This is a genomic window from Paenibacillus sp. S02, from assembly GCF_019454065.1.
Lineage (GTDB): Bacteria > Bacillota > Bacilli > Paenibacillales > Paenibacillaceae > Paenibacillus > Paenibacillus polymyxa_B.
Genome location: NZ_CP073682.1, coordinates 2,292,800 through 2,305,754, shown reverse-complemented (window position 1 = coordinate 2,305,754; position 12,955 = coordinate 2,292,800). Strand labels below are relative to the sequence as shown.

Below are 12,955 nucleotides of genomic sequence, written 5' to 3'. Positions count from 1 at the left end.
CCATTAGCCTCGTAGCCGCCGGTGAAAGCGGACAACCAAGCTAAGGTTCATCGTTGTTTACACAACATAAGTCAGTATAACACAGCGCCTGTCTTATGTAAATAAATTAGCCTAACAGCTTTTTAGCCGTTTGTGCGTCATTGCCAATTTGGCTGATCAGCTCATCCACCGAAGAAAATTTGCGTTCAGGGCGGATGTAATGGTGAAGCTCCACAAGCACAGAATCCCCATAAATTTGCTGATTAAAATCAAATAGGTGTACTTCAAACGACGGATTCAGCACACCTTCATGAAAAGTAGGCTTAACCCCTACATTCATTACACCATTTATCCAACGATCGCCTACAAGCGCCCGTACAGCGTAAACACCCTTGATCGGAATCACGTAGGTATCATTCAGTTTGAGATTAGCGGTCGGAAAACCGATCGTACGTCCGCGCTTCTCTCCATCCATTACAGTACCTTGGATACGATAAGGACGTCCCAACCAGCGAGAGGCATGCGCTAGATCCCCGTTCTGTAAAGCACGGCGAATGCCAGAACTGCTCACCTTGTCCCCATCCAGTTCGAACGGTGATACGGTGTGTACAGACATCAGCTCTCCTCCCAGCTTCCGAAGGGTATCCTCATGCCCGGCTCCCCGGTGGCCAAACCGAAAATCAAAGCCTACTACCGCTGTACGAATTTGCAATGGAAGCAGCACGTCGCTCATAAACGCCTCAGGGCTGACCTTGGAAAAATCTTCGTTAAAACTCAAAATATAAAGTACGTCCACACCCATATCAGCCAGAAAAGTCTGCTTGTCCGCAAGCGGTGTTAAATAACCTTCATAATCACCTTTTTTCATGACTTCCTTTGGGTGAGGATGAAATGTCATGACAGATACCGGCACTTGCTGTTCACGAGCCAGCGCAACGGCCTTACGTATCACGCTTGCGTGTCCCAGATGAAGACCATCAAACTGACCGATCGCCGTGACCTGTGGATGTCCCCATTGCTGCAAAAGCTCATCACTCAATGGATAAGATAACGATACGGTAATCATTATTAATTCACCTGCATTTCACATCATTTGACTAACTTCGTCAAAATTATAGCACAATTCAAGGTAAAAAAACTTTAATGGGAGCGATCGCGTCTGATTCATCCCGACCATATATGCCTAAAAACGTTTTATCCTCTTTATACAAACGGAAGGGCTGGTTGTCCGTCACAGGTGGTGAAATCATATTCAGCGACAGGCGTTGGCCTTGCAGAGCCGCAGTTACCTTGGCTTCAGCCACTATATGCTCAGGCATATAGTCAATCGCCTGATCAGTTGTAATAAGTCGCTCTCCAAGACTGCCATCCGCTACGAAACGCTCTATCTCTTCGAAAGTCAGACAACGTTCCGCAGGAATTCCCGCAGACATGGTTCGCTCCAGCTTAACCATCGTTGAAGGATATCCTAATTCACGACCAATATCAACACATAGTGTACGGATATAAGTACCTTTGGAGCATAAGGCACGAAAAGAAATATCCACATACGTCCCCGTCTCCGCGAATCCCGTCATTTCCAACTCGTAAATGCTCACTTCACGACTTTTGCGTTCCACGGTTTTGCCTTCTCGAGCCAGCTCATATAGACGTTTGCCATCCACTTTTAGTGCGGAGTACATTGGAGGTACTTGGGAAATCGTACCAACAAAACGCTTCAAAACCGCTTTGACTTCCACTTCCGTCACCTCTACTGGACGTTCACTCTCTTCCGTGATTTTCCCAGTCAGGTCTTCGGTATCCGTGGCAATTCCTAATCGCAGTGTAGCCCGATATTCCTTGGGCCGCTCTTGCATGTATTCCACCACACGGGTGGCACGTCCCAGACACAAAGGCAAAACACCAGTTACTTGCGGATCAAGCGTTCCAGTGTGTCCGATTCGCTTCATACCTAATAAACGGCGAGCCTTGGCCACCACATCATGAGAGGTAAATCCAGCAGGTTTATAGACAGGTAGAACGCCTTCCCAAGTTGCCTGTTCCTTCTTTATCGGGTTCATAGCTCAGACTTCACCCGCCCTACAACTGTCTCAATGATATCTCCCAGCTTACCCTCAAGACGGCAGCCAGCCGCACGTACATGTCCACCGCCCCCAAATGATTGAGCCAGCGCAGCTACATCAACATTCCCTGCCGACCTCAAGCTGGCCTTGACCGCTTGATCATTAATAACCTTAAAGAAAATGCCTACCTCAACTCCACGAATATTTCTTGGATAATTCACAATGCCTTCCAAGTCCTCATTTACAGCGCCACATTCCGTCATGTCGTCAGGTGATACTACGACCCAAGCAACTTTTCCATCCTCCGACATCGTGAGCGTTTGCAATGCTTTTGTCAGCACCTTCATTTGTGGAAAAGTCATTTCCTCGAGCAATTTCTCGGATAAAGATGGACCATCTACACCGTAAGCAAGTAGCTGTGACACGGTAGACATCACTTTCGGTGAAGTGTTGGAGTAACGGAAACCTCCTGTATCCGTTAGCAACCCTGTATATAAAGCCGTAGCTATTTCAACATCCCAGGTTACTGCAAACTCTTTCAGTAGGTCAAAAAGAATTTCTGCTGTTGCCGCAGCATCCGACTTAATCACATTAACTGTACCATACGCATCATTCGTTGGATGATGATCAATATTCAGGATAATGGCATCTTCCGTAAAAAACTGCTCTGTCAAACCAACACGACGGTAATCCGCACAATCTACACAAATGATCCGGTTGTATTTCCGTTCTGGCGGTTGCTGGCTCATATCCATAATCTCATCGGCATGCCATAAAAAATCCATACGCTTGGGAATAGGTCCCTCATTTAGCATGGTAAATTTCTTCCCCAGACATGAGAGAAGCCAGCCCACCGTTACGGTGGAGCTGACTGCGTCTCCGTCCGGCTGTACATGCGATACGATCAGGTAATCATCATGCTCCAGAATAAATTCCTTCGCTTGTTGAAGCGCCTGTTCATAGGTATGCATTGCCTTCTCCTTTACATTCAGTTCATGGTTCCTTCAGATAAACTAAAAGTTTTATTTTTCATCCTTGTCGATATCACTCAGCAGTTTTTCAATTCGACTGCCGTAAGCAATAGATTCGTCAATTTTGAAAATCAACTCAGGAATATGGCGCAGCCGTATCCGTTTGCCGAGTTCAGAACGAAGATAACCGTTCGCTTTGTCCAATGCCTTCAGGGAAGAATTTTTTTGTTCTTCATCCCCGAGCACGCTCAAGTATATTTTCGCTTGGGACAAATCATTTGTAAGATCGACACCCGTTACCGTGATAAAACCGATGCGGGGGTCTTTTAATTCAGTTTGTATGAGTTGGCTTAGCTCCTTCTTGATCTGCTCGCCAACCCGACCTGTACGTATTTTAGCCATGGATGCTCACCTCTCTGCCGTTAGCGCTCCACTGTTTCCATGACGAACGCTTCAATAATGTCGAGTTCCTTAACATCATTATAGCCATCAAGGGTAATACCGCATTCGTAACCTTGGGCAACTTCTTTTGCGTCGTCCTTAAAGCGTTTCAGTGAGTCGATTTTACCTTCAAAAATGACGATACCATCACGAATCAGGCGTGCTTCTGCTGAACGAGTAATTTTACCGGATGTCACCATACAACCAGCGATCGTACCGACTTTAGTAACTTTGAATACGTTACGTACTTCAGCATGCCCAATCACATTTTCTTTATATTCAGGATCCAGCATGCCCTTCATGGCTTGCTCTATTTCTTCAATGACATTGTAAATGACACGGTGTAGACGAATATCCACTTTTTCAGCTTCCGCTGTAGATTTCGCCTGGTTATCCGGACGAACATTAAAACCAATGACAATAGCATTGGAAGCTGCTGCCAAAATAATATCGGATTCGGTGATTGCTCCTGCACCACTGTGAAGAATTTTAACGCGCACACCTTCGACTTCAATCTTGTTCAAGGAACCTTTCAACGCTTCGACGGAACCTTGTACGTCACCTTTTATAATGACGTTCAGATCCTTCATTTCGCCATCCTTGATGTGTTGGAACAGGTCATCCAGTGTTACACGGGTATTACTGCCCAGATCAGATTGGCGTTGCGTGATCGCACGTCTGTCAGCAATAGCACGAGCTTTGCGCTCATCCTCAAACACCATGAATGGATCGCCAGCAAGTGGAACTTCTGTCAAACCAGTAATTTCAACTGGAGTGGAAGGACCTGCTTCCTTAAGACGACGACCTTTATCGTTGACCATGGCACGCACACGTCCGAAGCAGTTACCCGCTACGAAAGCATCGCCGACTTTCAGTGTACCGTTCTGAACGAGGATACGGGCTACAGAACCGCGACCTTTATCCAGTTCTGCCTCGATGATGGTACCACGTGCCCGTTTGTTCGGGTTCGCTTTGTACTCATTCACTTCAGCTACGAGCAGAATCATCTCGAGCAGGTCTTCCAGACCCATTCTTTGTTTCGCGGAAACGTTGACGAAAATTGTATCGCCGCCCCACTCTTCAGGTACCAATTCATATTCAGTGAGTTCTTGCTTCACTTTATCTGGGTTGGCATCCGGTTTGTCGATCTTGTTCACAGCTACGATAATTGGCAGACCTGCCGCCTTCGCATGGTTAATAGCTTCGACCGTCTGTGGCATAACACCGTCGTCAGCTGCAACCACGATAATCGTCATATCTGTCACTTGGGCACCACGTGCACGCATAGCAGTAAAGGCTTCGTGACCCGGTGTATCCAGGAAAGTGATTTTTTTGCTGTTAATTTCAACTTGGTATGCACCAATATGCTGTGTAATACCGCCAGCTTCACCACCGGTTACATTAGTCGAGCGAATGGCATCCAGCAAAGTTGTTTTACCATGATCGACGTGACCCATAATCGTTACAACCGGTGGACGTGTTTTGAGATCCGCAGGATCATCATTTTCTTCCACGGTTTCAAAACGATCTTCTTCGACAGGAATTTTCACTTCTACCTCGACACCAAAGTCTCCGGCAAGCAAGAGGATGGTATCCATATCCAGTTCCTGGTTGATGGTCGCCATTGTTCCGAGCACAATCAGCTTTTTGATGACTTCTGACGCATCCTTGTGAAGAAGCTTGGCTGTTTCGCCTACAGTCATCTCACCACGCACAATAATTTTCTTAGGCGTGTTGTCGATTTTCTCGCGACGCTCCTGTTGTTGACCTTTACCACGATTGTTGAATTTCCCGCCACGATTGCTGCCGCCGCGATTATTGCCTCCACGACCACCGTTACCACCACGTCCGCCGCCTTGACGGTTATCGTCAAAACGTCCTTGACCGGAACGGTTACCACCGTTGTTGGAGTTACTACCTGTACGGTTGCCACCACTACGGTTTGCATTGTTGCTTCCTGTGGAGGATGACGTTCTTACTGCCGTACCACCCTGACTACTTCCCTGAGGGCGTGAGTTAGTGCTCTGGTTGCCTTGAGGACGCGAACCTGTGTTACCGCCGGGACGCTGTTGTCCTCCCTGTTGTTGACCGTTACTGCGGTTCTGTGTGCTTTGCTGACCAGTTGGTCTGCTAGTACTTTGTTGGCTGCGGTTTTGACCGCCCTGCTGGCTGCTTTGCGCTTTTGGAGCGCTACTTCGGTTACTGTTTTGGTTGTTGTTTGTCCTATTCATACTTACCTGCTTTTCCTGTTGATTTTTGGTTTGTTCAGTTGAATGATTACTATTCTGGCTTGAACCGGCCTGATTCGAGCTTACTTGCGCCGTACCTGCTCCGCCTTGCTTGGCCGCAGCATTGGATTTAATATTCTTAAAAAAACTTTCCACTTTACCTACGGCATCATGTTCCATGACGCTCATATGGTTGTTCACGGGAATATCCAGCCGTTTAAGAATGGTGATAATTTCTTTGCTGCTCATGTTCAACGATTTGGCGTATTCGTATACCCGCACTTTGTCTTTGCTTTCTTGTTTACTCAATATACTCCACCTCCGACATTATCCCCGCATGTTTCTTGATCAATTTCGCGAATCCTTGATCCGTCACAGCCAGCACAACCCGTTCAGGTTTGCCGATACTGCTTCCCAAGCTTTCCCGGTCAAATCCTATCAATAAGGGGATTTTGTACGTCCCGCATTTGTCGCGGAATTTCTTTTGAGTATTCATTGAAGCATCTTTCGCAAGAATGACCAGCTTGGCTTCTGAAGACCTGATCGCTTTATAAACGATCTCATCACCTGTTAGCAGCTTGCCAGCTCTCATGGCAAGACCCAATCCAGACAGCGCCTTATTCATCCTGCACGCTGCCTTGTGCCGCCAGGAATTCTTCCTCGACGGCAGCAAAATCACGACTTAGCTGCTCATAAATATCAGGATGAACCGAGTGCTTCAATGCTCGATCCAGTGCCTTGCTCTTTTGAGCCAGCTTGAAGCAGGCGGCTTTGCCGCACAAGTAAGCGCCGCGTCCCGACTTTTTGCCAGTCAAGTCAATCAACACTTCGTCTTCAGGGGTTTTGACGACACGGATCAACTGCTTCTTTGGCATCATTTCATGACAGGCCACACATTTGCGCAAAGGTATCTTTCTCTGTTTCATGCATTAACCCCCCTACACTCCGCTTAATCTACAGAAACGGAATCCTGATGCATTTCATCGGTGGATGTTCTCGGTCTGCCGAGTTCTTCCTCCGCCTGTGTTTCACTCTTAATATCAATTTTCCAGCCCGTAAGCTTAGCAGCTAGGCGAGCATTTTGCCCTTTGATACCAATAGCAAGAGAAAGCTGATAATCAGGCACAATAACACGCGCCATTTTCTCTTCTTCAAATACCTGCACTTCAAGCACCTTGGACGGACTCAGCGCATTAGCCACGTATTCATCAACATTATCGGAATAGCGTACAATGTCGATTTTTTCGCCACGCAGCTCGTTCACAATGGTCTGTACACGTGTTCCTCTCGGACCCACACAAGAACCGACCGGATCAACCTCGGCGTTACGGGAATGAACCGCGATTTTAGAACGGAAGCCTGCTTCACGCGCTACGGAACGAATCTCTACAACACCATCAAAAATTTCAGGCACTTCGAGTTCGAACAAACGCTTAAGCAGACCCGGATGTGATCGGGACAGCATAATTTGCGGTCCTTTGGTTGTGTTCTCTACCTTGGTAATATAAGCCTTAATCCGATCCAGATGGCTAAATTTCTCATTAGGCATCAGTTCGCCCAACGGAAGAACCGCTTCCACCTTACCAAGATCAATATAAATATTACGTGGGTCTTGGCGCTGTACAGTTCCTGTTACAATATCTTCTTCCTTGTCCACAAACTTGTTGTAGATCAGTCCCCGTTCCGCTTCGCGGATACGCTGGGTCACGACCTGCTTCGCAGTTTGTGCAGCAATCCGTCCAAAATCACGTGGTGTGACTTCAATTTCAGCGATATCTTCCAACTGAAAATGCGGGTTAATCTCACGGGCCGCAGGCAACGAAATCTCGGTGCGAGGATCCAATACCTCCTCAACGATCAGCTTGCGGGCATATACCTTAATGACTCCCGAGTTGCGGTTCATATCAACACGCACGTTTTGTGCGGTGTTGAAATTCCGTTTGTAACTGGAAATCAAGGCTGCTTCAATGGCCTCAAACAGCACATCCTTGCTGATCCCCTTTTCTCTTTCCAACTCGTTCATTGCTTCAATAAAATCCATACTCATGGATTACTGCTCCCCCTTTCAAATGATGCACCTGCGTACTGGTCGGCACACGAGGTAAAAAAAACATGTAGTACATGTCAAACAGCAACAGTCAAATCTGAATTAAAATATGATCGCGAGCCTTGCACCAGCTACCTTGTCATAAGGTATAACATGCTTCTTTTGTCCGCTTTGAACGGTGAGTTCCCCATCTTCAAAAGAAAGCAAACGACCTTCGAATTCCTTCAGGCCGTTGATCGGCTCGTATGTAGTAACGAATACGTTTTTGCCTACCGCTTTAGTAACGTCCTCCGCTTTTTTCAGCGGTCTTTCGGCGCCTGGTGAAGACACTTCCAGAAAATATGCTGTAGAAACAGGGTCATTTTCATCCAACTTTTGACCCAGATATTCACTGATCATACTGCAGTCGTCCAGATCAATTCCTCCGTCTTTGTCTACAAAAACGCGAAGAAACCAATTGCTGCCCTCTTTGACATACTCGACATCGACCAGTTCAAAACCATGCTCATCGAGGTAAGGTTGGGCCATTTCTTCTACTACTGACTTGATCTTTGGTGTGCTCAAAGATTATAACCTCCAAAAGTGAACTTTCCTGTGGTGAAAAAAAGACGCCCTATTGCCATGGACAATGCTTCTCCATCACCGGCATTTTCATTTTCATTTGATGTAATGTTCATTTCGGGCTCACTGCAAATAAACCGGCGTACCGGTTTCGTGCCCAAAAATAACCTTTTCACGTTGTAACTGTATATCAAACAGTAAAGAGTGGGTTTCCCCACTCTTTTAGCAACGGTTTTATCTCCATGATTACCAAAAAAATTATAACATAACCATAGTTATGTGACAAGTGCCAGAGCTTGACTACTGTAGTTCGGATTAAAACAGAGACAGCTGATTACTCTCTGGCAGACCTCGAAAGCATCCCAACTGGGATAGCATTTCGACAATGGTTTTACTTGCCTTCGATTTTTGTTGAAAATCCTCGACAGACAAAAATTCACCCTGTTCACGGGAGGCTGCGATGTTACGTGCTGCATTGTCTCCAATTCCCTGAAGAGCTCCGAATGGCGGAATGAGTGAATCTCCATCGACCTTGAAGCGTGTAGCTTCGGAACGGTACAAATCAATGGATTTAAAACTAAACCCGCGAGCCGTCATTTCCAGAGCCATTTCTAGGATCGGAAGCATCCCTTTTTCTTTGGGAGGTGCCTGAAAGCCGAGCTGCTCGATTTCGACAATCTTCCGCGCGATTGCATCATATCCCTGACAGCACAGTTCAATATCAAAATCAGCTGCACGTACTGAAAAGTAAGTCGCATAATATTCAATCGGATGATACAGCTTAAAGTACGCTGTGCGCACTGCTGAAATAACATAGGCTGCAGCATGCGCCTTCGGAAACATGTACTGGATTTTCAGACAGGAATCAATGTACCACTGTGGCACCTTGCATTTTTTCATTTCCTCAATCCATTCGGCACTAAGCCCCTTACCTTTACGTACGCTCTCCGTAATTTTAAAGGCCAGACCTGCGTCCATCCCTGCCTTGTAAATCAGAAACAACATGATATCATCACGGCAACCAATTACAGTCTTGATGTTGCAGGTATTATTCTTAATCAGTTCCTGTGCATTCCCCAACCATACGCCCGTGCCGTGAGACAGTCCGGAAATTTGCAGTAAATCAGCAAAAGAACTTGGCTGCGACTCTACTAGCATTTGGCGTACAAACTTCGTCCCCATCTCTGGTACACCATAGGTTGCTACAGGCGTGCGGATTTGCTGGGGTGTTACACCGAGCGCCTCCGTGGAGTTGAACATGCTCATCACTTTAGGATCATTCATTGGAATGGTCGTAGGATCGACACCGGTCAAATCCTGAAGCATTCTCATCATAGTCGGATCATCATGACCCAGAATATCGAGTTTGAGTAGATTCGCATCAAAAGCGTGATAATCAAAATGCGTTGTTTTCCATTCTGAGCTTGTATCATCGGCGGGATACTGTACCGGCGTAATATCCTCGACCTCAATATAATCGGGAACAACGACAATTCCGCCTGGATGTTGCCCTGTACTACGTTTGACCCCTGTACAGCCCGAAGCCAGCCTGTTCAGCTCAGCCCCACGCCATTTTTTATGATGCGCCTCTTCATATTTCTTTGCAAAGCCAAAGGCAGTTTTTTCGGCAACTGTACCTATGGTTCCAGCACGGAATACACTTTTCTCACCAAACAATACTTTCGTATAGTTATGTGCGACAGGCTGATATTCGCCAGAGAAGTTCAAGTCAATATCGGGAACTTTATCTCCCTTAAACCCAAGAAACGTTTCAAACGGAATATCCTGTCCCTCACCCTTTAATTTGCCGCCACAGTTCGGACAGTTTTTGTCCGGCAAGTCAAATCCGCTCGGCACACTACCGTCCAAAATCCATTCGCTATGTCTGCAATCAGGATTATTGCAAATATAATGTGCAGGCAGTGGATTAACCTCGGAAATTCCGAGAAAGGTAGCGACCACAGAAGATCCAACAGAACCCCGTGAACCTACCAGATATCCATCCTTATTAGACTTTTTAACCAGACGCTCGGAAATGAGATAGTTGGCAGAGAAACCGTATTTAATAATCGGCTCCAGTTCTTTTTCAAGGCGGGCTACAACCACCTCGGGCAATTCCTCACCATAGATGGATTTAGCCGTCTCGTAGCAAGTGTTACGGATTTCCTCGTCCGCCCCATCCAGCAAAGGTGTAAACAGCTTGTCAGGGAACAGCTCCAGCTCCTCAAACCGATCCGCCAGCTCAATGGTATTCTTCACAACGACTTCATAGGCTTTCTCCTCGCCCAAAAACTCGAATTCTGCCAGCATTTCGTCTGTGGTGCGTAAATGCGCATCTGGCTTACGAATATCTTTTAGCGGGCTAAATCCCGTAATGCCGTGTATCGTAATATCACGGTACAGCTTATCTCGAGTTTCCAAATAGTGAACATTACCTGTGGCAATTACGGGCTTATCAAGTCGCCGTCCAATTTCGCATACTTTGCGTATCGCCGTTTTCAGAGCATCAGGACCGCTTACCAGTTGTTTTTCCACTAGATGCATATACATTGTCAAAGGCTGAATCTCCAACACATCATAAAACTGTGCAATTTCCTCGGCCTCTTCCTCGGACTTGTTCAACACAGCCTCGAAGAACTCTCCTTTTTCGCAGCCAGAAATAATAAGCAATCCGTCTCTCATTTCTGACAATTTTGATTTAGGAATACAAGGCACACGCTTGAAATATTCGGTATGAGACATCGAAACCAGCTTGTACAGATTTTTTTTACCAATCGGGTTGAGGGCATAAATACAGCAGTGAAAAGGACGAACGGTCGATAAATCCTTACCCACATAATCATTCAGACGATCGAGCATTTTTAAACCCTTAATTTGTTCCGCATCATTCAGCAAGCCATTCAGCACTTCAGTCAGTGCGACTGTATCGTCAATGGCCCGGTGATGGCTTTCGAGCGCCACTTTATATTTGGTCGTCAGCGTATTCAGACGGTGGTTTTTCATCGTTGGAAACAGTAAACGAGCCAGTTCGAGCGTATCCAGTACCGGATTGGTCATTTCAGGTAAACCCATATTTCGAAGGGTGGCCTGGATAAAGCCGACATCAAATCGCGCATTATGGGCAACCAATACAGCATCGCCAGCAAAAGCTACAAACTCCTTCATAACAGGTTCTACATCCGGAGCATCCTTGACCATTTCATCGTTAATGTTGGTCAGTTGCTGGATATTATATGGTATACGCTCATGCGGATTGACAAAGGTAGCATAACGATCAACTTCTTTGCCATCATGCATTTTTACAGCCGCAATCTCAATAATTTTATTCTGTGTAACCGATAAACCGGTGGTTTCAATATCAAAAACGACATAAGTCGCTGTTTTCAAATTTAATGGTTGTGCCTGCATTACAACCTCAACGGCATCATTAACCACGTTGGCCTCAATACCGTAGATCATTTTAATTCCGTTTTTCTTTGCTGCTTTTGCTGCATCAGGATAGCATTGCACACCACCGTGATCGGTGACCGCAATCGCTTTGTGCCCCCATTTGGCGGCTGTTTTGACGTATTGATCAATCGAGGCGACAGCATCCATTGCACTCATCTTTGTGTGTAGATGGAACTCAACCCGTTTTTCCTCTGCCTTATCCTTACGTGTGGGTGGAGCCTGTACTTCAACTAGATCGGAAGGAATCATAACCAGCTCGGGAATTTGCATAAAACGATCATATTCAACTCGCCCCCGCACTTTGACCCATTTCCCGTTAGCCAACAAACTGAGGATCTTCAGATCTTCTTTAGTTTTAGCAAACATTTTCATTTGCAGGGAATCACTAAAGTCGGTCAAATAATACGTAAACAACGTACTGCCATTGCGCAATTCTTTACTATCCAAACCGAAGATTGTCCCTTGTAAGGTGACTTTCTTTTCTTCGTCCTGAATATCTTGCATCGGAACAGCCGGTTCTTTGATGTCATAACCAAATTGAAGCCGTACGTCTCCTTCTTCTTCATCCAAAGGCGGCATTTCGGATTCCATACTTTCCATCATCTGCTGAATAACTTCGCGTTCTTCCTGCATCTTCTTCTCTTGGAATTGCTGTAATGCCTCCTGGTTACTTTCACCCACCTGGACTTTAATGCGCATAGAGAGCCCGAAATATTTATTGTAAAATTTGATGATAGCTTGATCTATCTGCTTTTTACGCGCCAGTTCCAATGACATACTGTCGCTCATCGTTAGCAATAATAGACCGTCTTCCCACTCATGCACAGCCCGATTCAACCAACCGTTAACAGAAGGAATCTCACGATGTACCCACTCTAGAAAAAGTTTCCAGTATTCACTAATGATATCACCCGGCTGAATCTGCTCACTATACTGAAAACGGAACGTAATTTTTGCAATGTGACTCATTTTTTCCTGTACTTGAATACAGAACGTACGATACACCTGAGCGGGGACCAGTGTCTCCTTGGCAATAGTGATATTCCAATCCTTATTGGTACGGCTAATCTCCACTTGATCAATCCAACCGTCCAAAAAATAAGGTTCAACCACTCCCGTCGGCATCACAACCTGCTTCATCAGCAGTTCCAGCCGCTTTCTCTTTTCTTCAGCTCCGCCCATGGCTCTCCCCCCAATTTCAAATCTACCATTCTG

The 12,955-nt window shown here is 46.1% G+C and carries 10 protein-coding genes; all 10 read right to left on the bottom strand.

What is annotated here, in order from left to right:
* Window positions 1-106 precede the first annotated feature (106 nt).
* The 10 genes from KAI36_RS10305 to KAI36_RS10260 all read right to left on the bottom strand — a co-directional run bounded on the left by KAI36_RS10305 (window position 107) and on the right by KAI36_RS10260 (window position 12,922).
* Window positions 107-1,045, bottom strand: coding sequence for a bifunctional riboflavin kinase/FAD synthetase (locus tag KAI36_RS10305; RefSeq protein ID WP_220027657.1), 939 nt, complete (start codon window positions 1,043-1,045; stop codon window positions 107-109).
* Window positions 1,046-1,103: 58 nt separating this feature from the next.
* On the bottom strand, window positions 1,104-2,039 hold the full coding sequence (truB, locus tag KAI36_RS10300) for a tRNA pseudouridine(55) synthase TruB (protein ID WP_220027656.1): 936 nt from the start codon (window positions 2,037-2,039) through the stop codon (window positions 1,104-1,106).
* A complete protein-coding gene (locus tag KAI36_RS10295; RefSeq protein WP_023988218.1) occupies window positions 2,036-3,013 on the bottom strand; it encodes a DHH family phosphoesterase in 978 nt (325 codons plus the stop codon). Before KAI36_RS10295 ends, truB begins: the two co-directional genes overlap by 4 nt.
* A 51-nt stretch (window positions 3,014-3,064) precedes the next feature.
* Window positions 3,065-3,415, bottom strand: coding sequence for a 30S ribosome-binding factor RbfA (gene rbfA / locus KAI36_RS10290; RefSeq protein WP_010346342.1), 351 nt, complete (start codon window positions 3,413-3,415; stop codon window positions 3,065-3,067).
* A 20-nt stretch (window positions 3,416-3,435) separates the two neighbouring features.
* Entirely contained in the window at window positions 3,436-5,991 is a 2,556-nt protein-coding gene (gene infB / locus KAI36_RS10285) for a translation initiation factor IF-2 (protein ID WP_220027655.1), read from the bottom strand.
* Window positions 5,984-6,307: a L7Ae/L30e/S12e/Gadd45 family ribosomal protein gene (locus KAI36_RS10280; protein WP_013309928.1), complete on the bottom strand. Its 324-nt coding sequence runs from the start codon at window positions 6,305-6,307 to the stop codon at window positions 5,984-5,986. The genes infB and KAI36_RS10280 overlap by 8 nt, the downstream gene beginning before the upstream one ends.
* On the bottom strand, window positions 6,300-6,608 hold the full coding sequence (gene rnpM, locus KAI36_RS10275; protein ID WP_007430067.1) for an RNase P modulator RnpM: 309 nt from the start codon (window positions 6,606-6,608) through the stop codon (window positions 6,300-6,302). Before rnpM ends, KAI36_RS10280 begins: the two co-directional genes overlap by 8 nt.
* Window positions 6,609-6,631: 23 nt before the next feature.
* A complete protein-coding gene (gene nusA / locus KAI36_RS10270) occupies window positions 6,632-7,729 on the bottom strand; it encodes a transcription termination factor NusA (protein WP_013309927.1) in 1,098 nt (365 codons plus the stop codon).
* A gap of 102 nt (window positions 7,730-7,831) precedes the next feature.
* Window positions 7,832-8,293: a ribosome maturation factor RimP gene (rimP, locus tag KAI36_RS10265; protein WP_013309926.1), complete on the bottom strand. Its 462-nt coding sequence runs from the start codon at window positions 8,291-8,293 to the stop codon at window positions 7,832-7,834.
* Window positions 8,294-8,605: 312 nt separating this feature from the next.
* A complete protein-coding gene (locus KAI36_RS10260; RefSeq protein ID WP_220027654.1) occupies window positions 8,606-12,922 on the bottom strand; it encodes a PolC-type DNA polymerase III in 4,317 nt (1,438 codons plus the stop codon).
* Between the last annotated feature and the right edge of the window lie 33 nt (window positions 12,923-12,955).